The organism is Bradyrhizobium betae (assembly GCF_004123905.1).
Classification (GTDB): Bacteria; Pseudomonadota; Alphaproteobacteria; order Rhizobiales; family Xanthobacteraceae; genus Bradyrhizobium; species Bradyrhizobium betae_A.
Map to the genome: position 1 here is coordinate 36,381 of NZ_MZXW01000007.1, position 16,257 is coordinate 52,637.

Below are 16,257 nucleotides of genomic sequence, written 5' to 3' on the forward strand. Positions count from 1 at the left end.
CGGTGAAAGGGTGAGAGTCGGCGATCTCCTTGCGAATCGCAATGCGGCTGGACGGAACCGGAGTTAAGACCTAGGGAAAAGGCGTCCGAAGTTCCAGCCCGAAAAGAGCGAGCCGTCCCTATGACCGAGCTCAAGCCCGAACAGTTCGAGATGCGGCGGCTGGAATCGCTCAGCAACACCATTTTTGGTGTCGCCATGACGCTGTTGGCCTATGATCTGCCCAAGGCGGCAGTCTTCACCAACGCGCCCGACTGGAGCGATCTCGCCCATGTCTATTCCGGCAAGCTCGCCGGCTTTGCGCTCAGCTTCATCATCGCCGGCCTGTTCTGGATCAGCCATCACCGGCGGCTGGCGCGCCAGCCCTTGGGCAGCCGCGGCGCGGTGATCCTCAATCTGTTCTTCCTGCTCTCGATCGTGCTGCTGCCTGTCACCAACGGCCTCTACACCAATTACGCGATGAGCAGCGCGGTGGCGGTGCTCTACGGCATGCATCTGATCGCGATCGCCGGCCTCAATGCGTGGCTGTGGTGGACGATCTACCGTGGCTGGCGCCGTGAGATCATGGCGTCGCTGTTTCCGCTTGCCGTGTTCATTCCGGGCACGGTCGTTGCGGCGTTCGCGCCGCATGTCGCGCCCTTCCTGTGGTTCATTGCCTTCGGCGGGGTGCTGATCCGGCGCTTCTATGCCGCGCCGAACGGAGCGGACGCGTAAGGCGGCGGCTCACGCTTTTGTCGTGCCGAACCCGTCGGCCGGCACGTAAAGCATGACCGGGCGGATCTCGTAGACCGCCGACGGATTGACCTGACGCAGCGTTCGCGCCGCCGCGATCGCCTCCTCATCCGTGTCATATTCCACGAGGTGAAAGCCGAGAAGCTGCTCCTTGGTCTCCGCAAACGGGCCGTCCAGCACGATACCCGCGCCGGGGCCGCGCAAGGTGTGCGCCTTTCGGGTGCCATCCAGACGGGCGGCCGGCCCAAGATGTCCGCTCGCCCTCAGGGGCGCCTGAACCTCGATGACTTTGGCCACGACCGCGGCGTCCTGCTCCGGTGTCCAGGACAAGATCTCGTCTTCCACGTGGTAGGCCAGGATGGCGTAAAGCATCGTCACCTCGTTTGTTTTCGCTGCGCGCGTCCCAAGGACGTATCACTGCGGTCGCAACCGACAATCCCCCTCCACAAAATATTGCGTCGTGCGGCTCTCGACGAAACCATCCTGAAACCCGATTGCGCCCCGCGGGGGTGAACGCCGCCTGAAGCCGATGCGACTGATGACCACTGAGAAGGCTGAGGAATTCGGAGGCTTCGATGTCGGGTCACACCATCAAGATCATCTGCGACGCACGGCGGGGGGCAGAATCGGAGCCTGCCGATTTGCACGACCAGGGCGGTCATCACCGCTATTACGGCAGCTCGGCCGAGAACGGCGGTGAGCGCATCGTCGAGAGCCGCCGGGGAAAGCGCCCGCGCGCGCTCAATGTCTGCGGCTTCTGAAGCCTCCGGCGAGACCGTCTTTCACCATGGACGTCCTGCAAATATCGATCGCCGCGCTGCCGTTCCTGCTGTCGCTTGTGAGCCGGAGCAGCAAGGCGATCGCGCCGTGCCTGCTCGCGAGCATCTTCACCGTGCTCCTCGGCGAGGAGCCTCACAGGGCGGTGATGGCCTGGTGCGTCGGCGTGTTGATCGCCGCCGTGGCGGTACGTGAACGGATTCGCACGATCTGAGTTCGCGCCGTTAAGGCGCGCTCAGGACCTGCTTGACGAGGGCTTCGCGCAGCGTCGCCAATTCGCCGCTCGCCTCCATCTGCGCGATCACCTTGCCGACCTTCGGCACCAGATCGCGATGACGCTCGTGCAGATAATGGTAGACGTGGATGCGCTCGAGCGGCGGTGAGAGCGGGTAGATCCTGGCCTGCAGATTGAGCTTCCGCACCGCGACAAGCCCGCTGAAGAGGTCGGTGACCATCAGTTCGAAACGGTCGGCGTCGAGCATCTTGACCATGCTCTCGAGGCTCGTGGTCGCCGTGACCTCAGCCATGCCGCGCGTGCCGGCTTCCGAGGAGCCGACGCCGCGGACGATGCCGATGCTGTAGCCCCGGATCGAATTCCAGCCGGCGACGTCGAAGTGAAGTTTCGTCGTGAACACTGCGGGCTCGATGTAGTTGATCGCCGGTGTGACCTGGACCAGCGTCGGGTAGTCGCGGGACAGCGTTCCGATCCGCTGGATCTCGCCGTCGACCTCGCCGGCGCTCGACAGTACCAGCGCCCGCTTGCCGGGGACGTCCTCGAATTCGAGCTTGATGCCGAGCCTGGCGTAGACCGCCCGCAGCATCTCGCCGCCGACATATTGATCGGGGATGTCGGCGATGCGCGCCAGCCTGATCAGCTCCTGCGCTTGAGATGGAGCGGCTGCGAGCAACGACAGGCATGCGACGGCTATTCGCCACATCACGCGTCTCCTTGATCGTGCACCACTGGATTCGAAGTGCCCGCGCGATCTACCGAGGGTGGCGCCTGCGCGACGGCTGCAACTGCCATCGCTCGCCCGCGATGCAGGCGATTCCGGACTTTCACCGATGTCATTCTAGCACGCGAAGTGATAGTTTATGCGGCAATCCTGCCGCTGGGCGCAAGATATGACCCCGCCGACCGCAAGGGCCGACAGGATCGCCGCGCACACTGCGTGAAGGGAAAATCTGTACTGCCGAATGCTCGCGGCCGCGGCCGGCCGGAGCAGGGTGCCGCCATTCCGGGGAAGTGGTGCATGGGCAACTCAGGCGATCATGAGTCCAAGCGCAGCCGCGCCGCTGCCCCGGCGGCCGCGAAGCAGGGTGTGAGCGGGATCGGCGCGGTGCTTGCGCCGGCGATGTCAGGGGCGCTGTTGTCGCGGATTTTCAATTGGTCACGCAGCGGCGTCGGGCCGCGCCTCCTGGCCGCGGTGCTGTTGTTCTCATCGATCGTCACGCTGGTGCTGACCGGGCTTCAGCTCTATCTCGATTACAACCGCGAGGTCGGGGTCATCGCGACCCGGCTCGACGAGATCGGCCGCAGCACCACCGGCAGCCTCGGCGAGAGCCTGTGGAATCTCGACCAGAACCAGCTCAAGCTCCAGCTCGACGGCATCCTGCGGCTGCCCGACATCCGCGCCGCCGAAGTGCGCGAGATCGCCGATCGCCCCAATCCGATCCGTGTCGCGGTCGGCGAGCCGGGTGCCCGATCGATCGTGACGCGCGACTATCCGCTATACACCACCGTGCAGGGGGTGGCGCGCACGATCGGCGTGCTCCATGTCGAGGCGACGCTGAGCGAGGTCTACCAGCAATTGCTGAACCGCGCCCTGGTCATTCTGGCGAGCCAGGCGGCGAAGACGTTCCTCGTCTCGCTGTTCATCATCTACATGTTCCATCTGCTGGTGACGCGGCACCTGGTCGCCATCGCCGACTTCGTCGGCAAATACAGCCTGGCGCGGCCGCCGCCGCCTTTGCACCTGGAGCGCCGGCCGCCCTACGATCCCGACGAGCTGGACAAGGTGATCGTCGCCTTCAACGCGATGTGCGGCAATCTCGAACGCGCCTATGGCGAGCTGCGCGAGGCCAACGCCAATCTCGAGCGCGACCTCAAGATCCGGCGGCGCGCCGAGGACGACGCGCGCGCGAGCGAGCAGCGCTTTCGCGATTATGCCGAGACCGCGTCCGACTGGTTCTGGGAGACCGGGCCGGATCACGTGTTCACCTACATATCGGACCGGGTCGGTGCTTTCGGCATGGACCGTGCGGCCCTGATCGGCAAGCGCAGGTCCGACGGCGCCTTCGACCGCGACGCCGAGCCGCAGAAATGGCGCGAGCACAATGCGATGCTTGACCGCCACGAGCCGTTTCGGAAGTTCGAGTATCGCGGCCGCGATACGGCCGGACGCGTACGCCATTTCAGCGTCAACGGCCACCCTGTGTTCGGCGCCGACGGAGCCTTCATGGGCTATCGCGGGTCGGCCACCGACCTCACCGTGCAGCACGAGACCCAGGAGCGGCTGCGCCAATCCCAGAAAATGGACGCGATCGGCCAGCTCACCGGCGGCGTCGCGCACGACTTCAACAACGTGCTCACCGTCATCACCGGGACCATCGAGATCATCCAGGAAGGGCTCGCGGACAGGCCTCAATTCGCGGCGATCGCGCAGCTGATCGACGATGCGGCCGCGCGCGGCGCCGAGATCACCTCGCAGCTCTTGACCTTTGCGCGTCGCCAGCCGCTCGAGCCGCGCGAGATCGACGTCAACGCGCTCGTGGTCGAGACGGCGAAGCTGCTGAAGCCGATCCTCGGCGAGCATATCGAGATCGTGACCCGGCTCGCGGACGACGCCTGGTCCGCGATGGCGGATCCGTCGCAGCTCTCGTCCGCGATCGTCAATCTCGCCGTCAATGCGCGCGATGCGATGCCGGGCGGCGGCAGACTGACGCTCGAGACCGCAAACCAGGAGCTCGACGGCCTGCGCAGCGTCGGCGACGGCGACGTCATGCGCGGTGCCTTCGTGATGGTCGCGGTCACCGACACCGGTCACGGTATCCCGGCCGACATCCACGAGCGCGTGTTCGAGCCGTTCTTCACCACCAAGGGGGTGGGACGCGGCACCGGGCTCGGTCTCAGCATGGTCTACGGCTTTGCCCGCCAGACCGGCGGCACCGTCGCGATCGAGAGCGAGGAGGGACGCGGCACGGTGATGCGGTTGTTCCTGCCGCGGTCGAAGGGCGAGATGCCGGCCAGAACGGCCGTGGTCCAGGCGCCCGCCACGGCGCGCGGGCACGAGACGATCCTGGTGGTCGAGGACGATCCGCTGGTGCAGGGCTACGTCGTCGCCCAGCTCGGCAGCCTTGGCTATCGCACGCTCGTGGCGGGCGACGGCGCAGCCGCGCTCGCGCTGGTCGATCAGGGCGCCCGGTTCGATCTGCTGTTCACCGACATCATCATGCCCGGCGGCATGAACGGCCGGGAATTGGCCGAAGCCGTCCGGCTGCGCCGGCCGGGAGTGAAGGTGCTCTACACGTCCGGCTATACCGACGACACCATCGTCCACGAAGGGCATCTCGACCCCGGCGTGGCGCTGCTGTGCAAGCCATACCGGAAGGCGGAGCTGTCGGAGAAGATTCGCGAGGTGCTCGCGGGCGAGCCGCCCGCGTGAGCGGCGCCATCCGACGAAAAAGGCGCGGCGGGGAGGCCCCGTCGCGCCCGATTTCTTGCTCGCTGGTCCAGGGCTGAGAGCGCCCCAAATGCCAAGCCCGTTTCAAAGCTTAGCGGGCGATCCCAGCGAGGTGACAGCGCTTGGTAAGAGACACTGGATCACCTCCTTTCGTTGGTTTCGGGAGACTTTAATATAGGCCGGGACGACGCCGCTGTTAAGGGGAGGCGGCAAGACGCGGAACCCGGCCTGTGCGCAAGGGCCGGAAAGCCACTGAAAGCCGCAAGATGCCGCCCTTGGGGCAGTTGAGACCGCCGCCCGGCCGTGTTAGGGAGCCCCCAGACGCGGGTGTAGCTCAATGGTAGAGCAGCAGCCTTCCAAGCTGAATACGAGGGTTCGATTCCCTTCACCCGCTCCAAAGTTTTCAATGATTTGGTGCGAGCGCCGGATTTCATTCCGACACCCGGCGGCATCAGCGGAGCGGGGCATGAACCTGTCACGCATTCGGCGGCCGAGAAATCCGGTTCCGCCGAATACGGTGGCGGTGCGTCCGCTCGTTGCCACCATATCTCAAACTCGCCAGTTCATGTCGGCGCTGCTCTGGCTGCCCCGTACTCATCGCATCATACGTATCGTCTGACGGTGAGCGAACATTTGGGGGCCGTCACTCTCTTATCAGCTGGTCGCGATTTTTGGCCTTGTCGAAATTTTTGGCGCGGTCGAGGCCGATCGGCGCGCTGAGCTTCGCCGAAGCAAGATCGGCGCCGTCGAAATCGGTGCCGATGAAGGTGACGCCGGTCAGGTTGGCGCCGCCGAGCTGTGCGCCCTTGAGGGAAGCGGTGGTCAGATCGGCATCCCTGAGCGAAGAAAATTCGAGATCAACGCGGGAAAGGTCGGCGCCGCGCGCGTCGAGTCGTTCAAGATTGGCAGATTTCAACACTGTGCGCATGAGGCCCATCGACTGGTTGCGCATATCGGCGCCCAGGTTTGCGCCCGCGATCGAGGCTCCGACAAGGCTCGCGCCAGTCAGATCAGCTGCAACCCGCGCTTGCGAGAGATCGGCGCCGTCGAGCCGGGCACGAAGCATCTGCGAGGCGAACAGCTTTGCGCCCTTCAGACTTGCGCCGGTGAGGTCAGCTTCGATCAGCCACGCCTGATCGAGGACGGCGAGATCGAGCTTCGCGCCGACAAGCCTCGTCTTGTTGAGCCGTGCCGCGCGAAAGATCGCGCCGGACAGGTCGAGCCCGGACAGGTCGAGGCCAGACAAGCGCTTTCCGGTGAAATCGACGGGCGGCGCAGCAAGCGCGGTCTCGACCTCCGCGCGAGTCATTTCCGCCGCGACCATGTCGGGCGACGAGAGGTCGACGCCGCCCATCATATCTTGCGCCTGCGCCGGCTCAGCGAGAAGCGCGAGACCCAGTGCTGCAGCGCCGAGCGTTCGTGTCATCGCCAACTCCATCACGACGAGCTTCACCCGCGCCGCAAGCGCCGGAGCGGGCCTGCCCGACATTGGCGGCCGCTAGGCCCGAACCGTCGACCGCTCCTGTCGCGATCCTTCGCCGCGCCGGCTCGGCTTGTCATTCAGACCGCTTTTGAAGGCGCACAGGCACCACGGTGTCGTGAGATCACCATTCATGGCGCTCTCCCGATTTTGGCGCGCGTACGGTGATGCGCGCCTTTGCCCTGATGTAGGAAGCAAGACGCAAAAAAAACAGATGCGAAACTCCGCAACAGGCGTCGCCATGCTTCTCGTTCTGCTATAGTTCAATCATGACGATCGGGATTACCGGGCCCGAACGGAAGGCACCAAGGCGAAACGCCGCCGTGGTCGGGCTGATTGCGACTGCCATCTTCGCCGCAATTTGCCTGGTCCTGCTCGCGCTCGTCAGCGACTTCCTGGTCGACTGGATGTGGTTCTCAGCGATCGGTTATCGGCAGGTTTTCTGGACGACGATCGTCGCGAAAGCCGGAATCTTTTTCGTCGTCTTCGCGGCAACTGCCGTCATCGTGTGGACCAACGCACGGCTCGCTCTTCACGTTGTCCGACGGCAACGGGTCCGGTTTCCCGCCGGTTTCGACTGGAAGTTCGCGACCACTACGCCGACGCCCGATCTGTTTGAATTCATGCGCGACCGATTGCCGTGGTCCCTCACCATCGCCGGCAGCACCGGACTCGTCGCCCTCCTTGTCGCCCTGGGGGAGGTCAGCAACTGGAGCGTCCTTCTGCAATTCCTGTATCACCTGCCATACGGCGCGAACGATCCACTGTACGATAGGGATATTGGTTTCTATCTGTTTTCCCTGCCGGCCTATATCGCCATAAAGAATTGGGCTTTGCTCACGCTGTTCGTGAGCGCGCTGTTCGCAGCAATGATTTATTGGGTGCATGACGACATCGGATACCAGGCCCAGCGATGGTCGATCTCGCCGACAGCAATTGCCCACGGCTCAGCGCTGCTCGGCTGCTTCCTTGCCGTGAAGGCCTGGTCCTTCTATCTCGACCGCTACTTGCTGCTCTACGGAGACAATGATGTTGTGGTCGGGGCAAGTTATACCGACGTCCATGTGGAGCTACCCATCCTCTGGTTGCTGATCGGGCTTGCGGTCGTCGCGGCATTGGCCGCGTGGGCGAACCTGTGGGCGCGCACCTACCAGCTCCCCACCGCCGCGATGTTGCTGGTCTTCGGAGGCGCATTCCTGTTGTCCGGCGTGGTCCCGACGTTGTTTCAGCGATTTTATGTCAAGCCGAACGAGCTGGAGTTGGAGCGGCCCTACATCGAACGCAGCATCCGCCTGACCCGGGAAGCCTACAAGCTCGACCGGATCGCGGCGAAGCCATTTCCGGCTGAACAGAACCTCACGCCCAGGACACTCGAAGCCAACAAGGCGACCATCGAGAACATAAGACTGTGGGACTGGCAGCCACTGGCGGATACCTACGCCCAACTGCAGGAGATACGCACCTACTACAAACTGCGCGACCTGGATGTGGATCGCTATTGGTTTGGCGGGACCTATCAAAGCGTGATGCTCTCGGCGCGCGAGCTCAAATCCTCGCTGCTGCCACCTAACGCACAGACGTGGGTCAACCTCCATGTCCTGTTCACCCACGGCAATGGCGCGGTGATGAGCCCGGTAACGCAAAAGAGCGCCGAAGGGCTCCCGCTGCTTTATTTGCGGGATATTCCTCCCGTTGCCGACGGCGGCCCCGAAATCCGCGAACCGCGCATCTACTATGGACAGGAGAAAAGCGAGTACGTCATCGTCAAGGGAGCCACGCCGGAATTCGACTATCCGAAGAGGAACGAAAACGTCTACGCGGCCTATGATGGCGCCGGTGGCATCCCCCTGCGGGGGATGGTGCGGAAAATCATACTCGCCCACCACTTCAACGACGTGAACCTGCTTCTCTCGAGCTACATCACCGACGACAGTCGAATAATGATCCGGCGCAACATCCAGGAACGGGTACGCACAATCGCCCCGTTCCTTAGACTCGATCATGACCCCTATCTGGTTGTCAGCGAGGGACGAATGTTCTGGATGCAGGACGCCTATACGACCAGCGACTATTTTCCCTCTGCGCAGGCTGCGCCCGGCCTCAGTCTCAACTATATCCGCAATTCAGTGAAGGTTGTCATCGACGCCTATAACGGCGGCGTCGACTTTTATCTGATGGATCAGGTGGACCCTATCGCTGCCACCTACCGGCGTATCTTTCCGGGATTGTTCAAGCCGTTCGCGGTCATGCCGTCCGATTTGCAGAAGCACATTCGCTATCCTGAGGACCTCTTCCTGATTCAGGCGCAGCTTTACCAGACCTATCACATGGCCGCCGCCGACGTTTTTTATAATCGGGAGGATCTCTGGCAGTTTCCGCGCCAGCCGGTCAGCGACGGCGGCATCGCCCCGATGGTCCCTTACTACATCGTCATGCGACTGCCCGGAGAAACGCAGGCGGAGTTCTTTATCATGATCCCCATGGTACCAAGCCGCCGCGATAACATGATCGCTTGGCTGGCCGCGCGCTGCGACGCCCCCGACTATGGCAAGCTGATCGTCTACGAGTTTCCCAAGGAGAAGCTGGTCTACGGACCGTTCCAGATCGAGGCGCGCATTCACCAGAACACCGAGATCTCCCAGCAACTATCGCTATGGAATCAGATGGGCTCGCGGGTGATCCGCGGCACCTTGCTCGTGATCCCAATCGAGAACTCGATCCTTTATATATCGCCTCTGTATCTGCGAGCGGAGCAGGGACACTTGCCGGAGCTCAAGCGCGTGATCGCGGCCTACGGCGAGCATGTTGTCATGAAAGAGACGCTTGCCGAGGCCTTGTCTGCGCTTTTCGTAGAAGCGAACGCGTCGCCGAGTGCTGCAACTGAAACGCCACCTGCGCGTCCGGGGGAAAATAGGGCGCAGGAGGCGCTCGATCGCTACAACCGGGCTATGGAGCTGTTGCGGTCTGGGGATTGGGCAGGCTTCGGCAAGCAGATCGACGCCATGCGTGGTGATTTGGAGAAAATGAGCCGGGAATCGGCCGGGCACTAAATCCCCGCATACGTTGGCGGCTGTGTTTGTCGGAGGGATGGGAGGCATCCTAGATGAGTTCAACATGTTTAGGAGCTGTCAGCCCCAGGCGTGCTTGTTGCCCCCTGGCTTCAACTGGTGGAGGCGCACTAGAAATCCTAAGAAAAAACCTCAGCTTCAATCTGACGTCGGCGGTAACCTCGACTATGTCGGCTTGTTTCACGACCGATTGCAAGTGTCTGTCCGTGAGCTGAGGTATCAGAAACGTGACCTTCAACCTGTTGATACATACGCGAGAATGTGGATTGGGAGTGAACCGGTCGCGCACGTTGGATCTGGCAAAATTGAGCATGATAAGGCTACCTTGTATGAAGATGAGGAGATAGCCGACACGATGACGCTGAAGATAAGCCGGGCGAAGTCGAGTCGTTCTAGGTCTCCGAATCGGAGATAGAGTTGCGCGAATTGCAATGCGAGGTGCGGCAAGCCTTCGCGCTTGAGTTCAATGCCCTGCCGTCCGTCAGAGCGCAACATCCCGGTTGACGTTCTTGTACAAGAGATAGACCGACTGGCTCGAACCGGTGGGATAGAACTGCTGCGGGCAGAACGATCCCATCCAGATGAAGTCATCAACCCAGATTTCGTGCCAGCTATCGCCGAGATAATACAAGCCTTGCCCCTCCAGCATGAGCAACCCGTGCTCCATGATGTGGGTCTCGACGGCTGGAAAACAGACGCCGGGCTGGAAGAACATCAGGTTCATCTCAAAATCGAATCGCAGATCGCCCATGGGCAGCAGGTGCTTGAAGCCGCGCCCCTGCAGTCCGGTATGGTTCGTCACCGGCATCGATTGCTGTTGAGCGATGATTGACGGCGGTGTCGCGATGCCCTCAGCCGCCTCGTAACGCTTCTTGAGCGCGATGACGCGGGCGGGCGCGGTGGAATTGCAGTGCATCGTGAAAGACGTGCCCGGCGGAACATAGGCAAAGCCGCCCTCTGTCAGCGAGGTCGCTTCGGCACCCACGCGGATGTCGACAGCGCCCGTCACGACGTAGAAGAAATGCTGAAGGTCCACGCAGATCGGCCGGGCCGTGCCGCCCGAGGGCTCGATCTCCAGCATGAACTGGGCAAACTCGGCGCCGAGCGGCGGCGCCGCCAGAAAGCGCACGGTTGTTGACGACCACGCCGGCAGCCGGCTCTTCAAGACGCCTTCCGGCGGGATGAACGCGAAATTGCGGCCGACGACGGCGCGGCTGTGGCCGATCGCGCCGGGACGAACGATTCCGGGTTGGGCAGGCAGGTCGGTGGGGTGCATCTGAGAGTCCCTTGTCAACATGCGTAGCCGCGAAGCGCCGGCGGAAGACCGGGGCGACGCGGGCGAGTGGTTCTGTTCATACCGGCTTCTTCAATTTGATCAATGAGAGCGTGGCGTATCGCAATTGCGGCTGGCCGCCGTGCGACGATCTCACCTCACAACGGCTTGAAGCGCGCCTGTACGGCCTATCAGCGCAAAGTTGACCGGGCCAAACTAGGAACCTTCACCGCGAGCACCGAGTTGGCCGGGTCGGGCAGGGCGAAAAACCACACGAGGCCGACCGTGCAGCAGGACGTGCGCGTGCGCTCCACCGCGCAAATCGCGGGCCATCCGATTCATCCGATGCTGGTGCCGATCCCGATCGCGTGCTTCATCGGGGCGCTGCTGACTGACATCGCCTATGTCGTCAGCGCCGAGATCATGTGGGCGAATTTTTCCGCCTGGCTCCTTGTTGTGGGCGTCATCTTCGGCGTGCTGGCGGCCATCGCCGGCCTGACCGATTTCCTCGGCAACCGCCTGGTGCGGGCGCAGCCGCCGGCCTGGCCGCATCTGCTTGGCAATGCCGTGGCGCTGATCCTCGCCACCGTCAATGCCTTGATCCACACGCGCGATGCCTGGACCTCGGTGTGGCCGACCGGGCTCATTCTTTCCGCGATCACCGTGCTGATCCTGCCTGTCACCGGCTGGCTCGGCTGGGCCATGGTGTATCGCCACGGTGTGGGAGTTGCGCGATGATGTCCTCAATTGCCCGCGCGCTGTTGTGCACCTCGCTGCTGTGCCTTGCTGGCTGCGATGACGGCAGCGGCGATCCCAAGGCGCAGATCGGCGCCAATCCGAAGCTGCCCGACATCCAGCAATATTGGCTGCCGCCGATGCATATCGCACGCATCGTCGGCTGGAATAAGGATGAGACGCCGACTGTCGCGCAGGGCTTGCAGGCCAGGGCCTTTGCGACCGGCTTGCAGCATCCGCGTTTCCTCTATGTGCTTCCCAATGGCGACGTGCTGGTGGTGGAATCCAAGGCGCCGACGGGCGCCGCGATCAAGCGGCCCAAGGAAATCGTGATGGGCTATGTCGAGTCCTGGGCGACCTCCGGCGGCGATACCGGACCGAGCAACCGCATCACGCTGCTGCGCGACACCAACGGCGACGGCGTGCCGGATGTGCAGAGCGTCTTCCTCGACCATCTCAACTCGCCGTTCGGCGTCGCGCTGGTCGGCAACGATCTCTACGTCGCCAACACCGACGCGATCGTGAAATATCCGTACACGGAAGGTGACACCAAAATCACCGCGCCGGGTACGGTGCTGACGCCGCTGCCGGGTGGGCCGATCGACCATCACTGGACCAAGAGCCTGGTCGCGAGCCCCGACGGCTCAAAACTCTATGCCGGCGTCGGCTCCAACAGCAACATCACCGAGAACGGCATGGAGGCCGAGCACAACCGCGCGGCCATCCTCGAGGTCGACCGTGCCAGCGGCCGCTGGCGCATTTTTGCGAGCGGCCTGCGCAATCCCAACGGCCTCAGCTTCGAGCCGCAGACCGGCGCGCTGTGGACGGTGGTGAACGAGCGCGACGAGCTCGGCCCGGATCTGGTGCCGGACTACATGACATCCGTGAAGGACGGCGGCTTCTACGGCTGGCCCTACAGCTATTACGGCCAGCATGTCGATCCCCGCGTCAAGCCGGAGCGGCCGGATCTCGTCGCCAAGGCGATCGTGCCCGATTACGCGCTGAGCTCGCATGTCGCGCCGCTCGGAATGGCTTTCTCCACCGGCACGAGCCTGCCGGGAGCGTATCGTAACGGCGCCTTCGTCGGCGAGCACGGCAGCTGGAACAGGCAGGTGCTCAATGGCTACAAGGTCGTGTTCGTGCCGTTCAGCAACGGCAAGCCCAGCGGCCCCGCGCAGGACGTCGTCACGGGTTTCCTCAACAGCGACAATCACGCGCGCGGCCGCCCCGTCGGCGTCGCCATCGACAAGACGGGCGCGCTGCTGGTGGCCGATGACAGCGGCAACACGGTGTGGCGTGTGAGCGCCGCGCATCCGCAGCTCACGCAACGATAGGAGTTGAACGATGGGTCTTGCTCAATACGCGATCGTGCCGGTGCAGGATGAGTGGGGCGTGCTGCATGATGGCGACGTCAAAAGCAGGTACGTGACCAAGGAAGCCGCGTTCGAATCGGCGGTCGCTGCGGCATCACTCGCGCTGCGCGAAGGACATGAGGTTCACGTCAGCGTGCCCGGTCGGGAAGCGGGCGAGAATGCGCTGGGAAGCTAGAGCGCGATGGGGTGAAGTCGAATCGCGTCGGGCAGGGCTATCGCATGTGACAGCGGAAGGATGCCGGACAAGCTCGGCCTGCATGGTTCGAGACGCCCGCTTTGGCGGGCTCCTCACCATGAGGGTCTGATATCTCGCCGCAAAACCCGACCTTATCCTGAGGGCCCGCCGTAGGCGGGCGTCTCGAAGGATGGCCGCAAGCGAGCTTCTCGCCACGGCCTTGGCTTCGTCGCACGATGAGCGTCCCGGACCGCGCGGGTGGCCGAAGCCTCGCGCTATTTCGCACGCACCATCAATCAGTCAATGGCCCGCGACGGCATGTCGAGCGGGCCCGCGCGCATGATCGCCGCCCCGGCGGTTGGCGTCCGCACACAAATAACATCATGTTAGGTTTATCGCATAACTGGGTAATTGTGTTAGCCCGGCGAAAGCCTATTGTCGCGACCAATCAGACACCTATCGGCAGCGACAAGCGCGCGGAAGACTCCGCACAGCGCGCGGACAGTGCTGCCCAATTTCTCCAAGAAGCCCGCTCACGGGACGTCAACACACCAGTGGAGGAATTTTGAGATGACCGCGATCCGCGACATGAGTCAGTCCAGGAAGGCCGCTGCCAGCGGCTGGATCGGGTCGGCTCTCGAATATTATGACTTCTTCATCTATGCGACCGCTGCGTCGCTGATCTTCCCGCAAATCTTCTTCCCGTCGGAAAACCCCACCGTCGCAATCGTCGCATCGCTGGCGACCTATGGCGTCGGCTATGTGGCTCGTCCCATCGGTGCCTTCGTGCTCGGACATTGGGGCGACACCCATGGCCGCAAGACCGTTCTCATCGTCTGCATGTTCCTGATGGGCATCTCGACGATGGCAGTCGGTATCCTGCCGACCTATCAGCAGGTCGGCATCCTCGCACCGATTCTGCTCGTTGTCCTGCGCCTCGTGCAGGGATTTGCCGTGGCCGGCGAGATCTCCGGCGCGAGCTCGATGATCCTGGAGCACGCGCCGTTCGGCCGTCGCGGATTCTATGCCAGCTTCGCGCTTCAGGGCGTGCAGGCCGGACAAATCCTCGCGGCAGCCATCTTCCTGCCGCTGGCGGCCTATATGCCGACCGAGGCCTTCAACAGTTGGGGCTGGCGGATTCCGTTCCTGCTCAGCTTCTTCGTCATCGTCGCAGGCTACATCATTCGCCGCGAAGTCGACGAGACCCCTGCCTTTGCGCAAGAGGGCGAGCGAGGACAAACGCCGCGATCGCCGATCGTTCAGGCCATCAAGCTGAGCTGGCGCGATATGCTCCGGGTCATCTGCATGGCGCTGATGAACGTCATCCCGGTCGTTGCGACCATCTTCGGGGCGGCCTACGCGGTCCAGCCGGCCTATGGCATCGGCTTTGCCAAGGACGTCTATCTGTGGATCCCGGTGCTTGGAAACATGCTGGCAATCTTCGTCATTCCTTTCGTCGGCAATCTCTCCGACAAGGTCGGCCGCAAGCCTCCGATCATCGTGGGCGCACTTCTCTCCGGCGTGCTGGCCTTCGCCTATCTCTACGCCATCAGCATCAGGAACGTGCCGCTGGCGATCCTCGTGTCGCTCTTGATGTGGGGCGTCGTCTATCAGGGCTACAACGCGATCTTCCCGAGCTTTTACCCGGAATTGTTTCCGACCCGCACCCGTGTGTCGGCGATGGCGATTTCGCAGAACATCGGAACGACCATCACCGCGTTGCTTCCTGCCTTGTTTGCGACCGTGGCGCCTCCCGGCTCGGCCAACATTCCGCTGACGGTGGGGGCGATCGCCTTCGGCATCACGGTGATTGCGGCGCTTGCGGCCGTCACGGCCCGGGAAACCTATCGGGTCAGCATCGACGATCTCGGCAATCCCGAGGCCGTTCCGATGCCGCGGGCGGATTACGAGCGGCAGCGTGCGGACGCCGCGAGCGCCGCCGCCGCAGTTCGGGCCTGACGCCTGTGGCAGCAGGCGATACCGCTGCGAACGATGATGTTCGCAGCGGCAGGCTTCTCCGTATAGAGTGACTGTCGATTGAAATCTTGTGCGCGTGAGCGCGATCATTATGAGGTTGCAGGATGAACCCCGTCGTCGTTGCTGTCGCAATCACCGGCTCCGTGCCGCGCAAGAAGGATAATCCCGCAGTCCCCATCCTGCCGTCCGAACAGATCGAATCCACGCACGAGGCCTTCGAGGCCGGTGCCACGCTAGCCCATATCCATGTTCGCAACGACGACGAGACGCCGTCGTCCGATCCGGAGCGCTTTGCCCTGGTGCAGCAGGGGATCAGGAAACATTGTCCTGACATGATCGTTCAGTTCTCGACCGGCGGCCGGGGGCGCGATCCCTCGGCGCGGGGATCATCGCTCTATCTGAAGCCGGACATGGCCTCGCTGTCCACGGGCTCGGTGAACTTTCCGACGATTGTCTATGAGAACAGCACCGCTTTGGTCGAGATGCTCGCCACCAGCATGAAGGCGGGCGGTATCCGCCCGGAAATCGAGATCTTCGATCTGTCGCATCTGCACGGCGCCCGCCGCCTGATCGAGGCGGGGCTGATCGATGCGCAGCCGCACGTGCAGTTCGTCATGGGCGTCAAGAACGCGATGCCGGCGGACGAGCACGTCCTCGACATCCTGCTGGCAGAGCTCCGGCGGCTGATTCCGAAAGCGACGTGGACCGCCGCGGGGATTGGACGCCATCAAGCCGAGGTCATGGGCTGGGCGCTCGCGCGCGGCGCGGACGCGGTTCGCACCGGGCTCGAGGACAATATCAGGGTCGACAAGACGCGTCTTGCGGCCAGCAATGCCGAGCTCGTGAGCATCGCCGCCGAGGCCGTCACGCGCCGGGGCCGGCGCGTCGCGACCGCGGCCGAGGCGCGAGCCCTGCTCGGGATCGCGCGGTAGGGCTACTGCCTCCTCCTGACATGCTCCCGGCTGCCTTCTGCCATTCGGCGGCCGC

At 63.3% G+C, this 16,257-nt stretch carries 16 protein-coding genes and 1 tRNA gene; 13 read left to right on the plus strand and 4 right to left on the minus strand.

Annotated elements, in window-relative coordinates; all coding sequences use genetic code 11:
* Window positions 1-120 precede the first annotated feature (120 nt).
* The gene (locus tag B5V03_RS04170; RefSeq protein ID WP_129268016.1) at window positions 121-711 is read left to right on the plus strand and encodes a TMEM175 family protein; all 591 of its coding nucleotides are present in this window, start codon (window positions 121-123) and stop codon (window positions 709-711) included.
* Window positions 712-720: 9 nt separating this feature from the next.
* Here B5V03_RS04170 and B5V03_RS04175 read toward each other — a convergent pair whose 3' ends face one another.
* Complete coding sequence (locus B5V03_RS04175) at window positions 721-1,101, minus strand: YciI family protein (RefSeq protein ID WP_129268017.1); 381 nt, start codon at window positions 1,099-1,101, stop codon at window positions 721-723.
* A gap of 203 nt (window positions 1,102-1,304) precedes the next feature.
* Between B5V03_RS04175 and B5V03_RS04180 the strand changes: the two genes are divergently transcribed.
* Window positions 1,305-1,490 (plus strand): hypothetical protein, encoded by a 186-nt coding sequence (locus B5V03_RS04180; protein ID WP_129268018.1) that lies wholly within the window; start codon window positions 1,305-1,307, stop codon window positions 1,488-1,490.
* A gap of 26 nt (window positions 1,491-1,516) precedes the next feature.
* A complete protein-coding gene (locus tag B5V03_RS04185; protein WP_129268019.1) occupies window positions 1,517-1,720 on the plus strand; it encodes a hypothetical protein in 204 nt (67 codons plus the stop codon).
* A 10-nt stretch (window positions 1,721-1,730) separates the two neighbouring features.
* Here the strand turns inward: B5V03_RS04185 and B5V03_RS04190 are convergent, their stop codons facing one another.
* Window positions 1,731-2,444, minus strand: coding sequence for a substrate-binding periplasmic protein (locus B5V03_RS04190; protein WP_164987777.1), 714 nt, complete (start codon window positions 2,442-2,444; stop codon window positions 1,731-1,733).
* Window positions 2,445-2,759: 315 nt separating this feature from the next.
* Here B5V03_RS04190 and B5V03_RS04195 point away from each other — a divergent pair, with 315 nt between their 5' ends.
* The 3 genes from B5V03_RS04195 to B5V03_RS41310 all read left to right on the plus strand — a co-directional run bounded on the left by B5V03_RS04195 (window position 2,760) and on the right by B5V03_RS41310 (window position 5,808).
* Complete coding sequence (locus tag B5V03_RS04195; protein WP_129268021.1) at window positions 2,760-5,171, plus strand: ATP-binding protein; 2,412 nt, start codon at window positions 2,760-2,762, stop codon at window positions 5,169-5,171.
* Between the two features lie 341 nt (window positions 5,172-5,512).
* Window positions 5,513-5,586, plus strand: a tRNA-Gly gene (locus B5V03_RS04200).
* Between the two features lie 69 nt (window positions 5,587-5,655).
* A complete protein-coding gene (locus B5V03_RS41310; protein WP_164987778.1) occupies window positions 5,656-5,808 on the plus strand; it encodes a hypothetical protein in 153 nt (50 codons plus the stop codon).
* 24 nt (window positions 5,809-5,832) lie between these two features.
* Here the strand turns inward: B5V03_RS41310 and B5V03_RS04205 are convergent, their stop codons facing one another.
* The gene (locus B5V03_RS04205; RefSeq protein WP_129268104.1) at window positions 5,833-6,615 is read right to left on the minus strand and encodes a pentapeptide repeat-containing protein; all 783 of its coding nucleotides are present in this window, start codon (window positions 6,613-6,615) and stop codon (window positions 5,833-5,835) included.
* A 323-nt stretch (window positions 6,616-6,938) separates the two neighbouring features.
* Here B5V03_RS04205 and B5V03_RS04210 point away from each other — a divergent pair, with 323 nt between their 5' ends.
* A complete protein-coding gene (locus tag B5V03_RS04210) occupies window positions 6,939-9,719 on the plus strand; it encodes a UPF0182 family membrane protein (RefSeq protein WP_129268022.1) in 2,781 nt (926 codons plus the stop codon).
* Window positions 9,720-9,741: 22 nt separating this feature from the next.
* Window positions 9,742-10,152 (plus strand): hypothetical protein, encoded by a 411-nt coding sequence (locus B5V03_RS43010; protein ID WP_433995327.1) that lies wholly within the window; start codon window positions 9,742-9,744, stop codon window positions 10,150-10,152.
* A gap of 66 nt (window positions 10,153-10,218) precedes the next feature.
* Here the strand turns inward: B5V03_RS43010 and allE are convergent, their stop codons facing one another.
* Window positions 10,219-11,013: a (S)-ureidoglycine aminohydrolase gene (gene allE, locus B5V03_RS04215; protein ID WP_129268023.1), complete on the minus strand. Its 795-nt coding sequence runs from the start codon at window positions 11,011-11,013 to the stop codon at window positions 10,219-10,221.
* A gap of 282 nt (window positions 11,014-11,295) precedes the next feature.
* Between allE and B5V03_RS04220 the strand changes: the two genes are divergently transcribed.
* From B5V03_RS04220 to B5V03_RS04240, 5 genes are all read left to right on the plus strand, one after another.
* On the plus strand, window positions 11,296-11,748 hold the full coding sequence (locus tag B5V03_RS04220) for a DUF2231 domain-containing protein (RefSeq protein WP_129268024.1): 453 nt from the start codon (window positions 11,296-11,298) through the stop codon (window positions 11,746-11,748).
* Window positions 11,745-13,079, plus strand: coding sequence for a PQQ-dependent sugar dehydrogenase (locus B5V03_RS04225; RefSeq protein ID WP_129268025.1), 1,335 nt, complete (start codon window positions 11,745-11,747; stop codon window positions 13,077-13,079). The genes B5V03_RS04220 and B5V03_RS04225 overlap by 4 nt, the downstream gene beginning before the upstream one ends.
* Window positions 13,080-13,089: 10 nt before the next feature.
* Window positions 13,090-13,293, plus strand: coding sequence for a hypothetical protein (locus tag B5V03_RS04230; RefSeq protein ID WP_129268026.1), 204 nt, complete (start codon window positions 13,090-13,092; stop codon window positions 13,291-13,293).
* Between the two features lie 570 nt (window positions 13,294-13,863).
* Window positions 13,864-15,252, plus strand: coding sequence for an MFS transporter (locus B5V03_RS04235; protein ID WP_129268027.1), 1,389 nt, complete (start codon window positions 13,864-13,866; stop codon window positions 15,250-15,252).
* 122 nt (window positions 15,253-15,374) lie between these two features.
* Window positions 15,375-16,202, plus strand: a complete 828-nt coding sequence (locus tag B5V03_RS04240; protein ID WP_129268028.1) for a 3-keto-5-aminohexanoate cleavage protein — start codon at window positions 15,375-15,377, stop codon at window positions 16,200-16,202.
* The last annotated feature ends 55 nt before the right edge of the window (window positions 16,203-16,257 follow it).

Excerpts from the sequence above, each read along its gene's own strand:
- allE (WP_129268023.1), bottom strand. The coding sequence starts at position 11,013 with ATGCACCCCACCGACCTGCCTGCCCAACCCGGAATCGTTCGTCCCGGC.
- B5V03_RS04190 (WP_164987777.1), bottom strand. The coding sequence starts at position 2,444 with ATGTGGCGAATAGCCGTCGCATGCCTGTCGTTGCTCGCAGCCGCTCCA.
- B5V03_RS04225 (WP_129268025.1), top strand. The coding sequence starts at position 11,745 with ATGATGTCCTCAATTGCCCGCGCGCTGTTGTGCACCTCGCTGCTGTGC.
- B5V03_RS04230 (WP_129268026.1), top strand. The coding sequence starts at position 13,090 with ATGGGTCTTGCTCAATACGCGATCGTGCCGGTGCAGGATGAGTGGGGC.
- B5V03_RS04235 (WP_129268027.1), top strand. The coding sequence starts at position 13,864 with ATGACCGCGATCCGCGACATGAGTCAGTCCAGGAAGGCCGCTGCCAGC.
- B5V03_RS04205 (WP_129268104.1), bottom strand. The coding sequence starts at position 6,615 with ATGACACGAACGCTCGGCGCTGCAGCACTGGGTCTCGCGCTTCTCGCT.
- B5V03_RS04210 (WP_129268022.1), top strand. The coding sequence starts at position 6,939 with ATGACGATCGGGATTACCGGGCCCGAACGGAAGGCACCAAGGCGAAAC.
- B5V03_RS41310 (WP_164987778.1), top strand. The coding sequence starts at position 5,656 with ATGAACCTGTCACGCATTCGGCGGCCGAGAAATCCGGTTCCGCCGAAT.
- B5V03_RS04175 (WP_129268017.1), bottom strand. The coding sequence starts at position 1,101 with ATGCTTTACGCCATCCTGGCCTACCACGTGGAAGACGAGATCTTGTCC.
- B5V03_RS04195 (WP_129268021.1), top strand. The coding sequence starts at position 2,760 with ATGGGCAACTCAGGCGATCATGAGTCCAAGCGCAGCCGCGCCGCTGCC.
- B5V03_RS04170 (WP_129268016.1), top strand. The coding sequence starts at position 121 with ATGACCGAGCTCAAGCCCGAACAGTTCGAGATGCGGCGGCTGGAATCG.
- B5V03_RS04180 (WP_129268018.1), top strand. The coding sequence starts at position 1,305 with ATGTCGGGTCACACCATCAAGATCATCTGCGACGCACGGCGGGGGGCA.
- B5V03_RS04240 (WP_129268028.1), top strand. The coding sequence starts at position 15,375 with ATGAACCCCGTCGTCGTTGCTGTCGCAATCACCGGCTCCGTGCCGCGC.
- B5V03_RS04185 (WP_129268019.1), top strand. The coding sequence starts at position 1,517 with ATGGACGTCCTGCAAATATCGATCGCCGCGCTGCCGTTCCTGCTGTCG.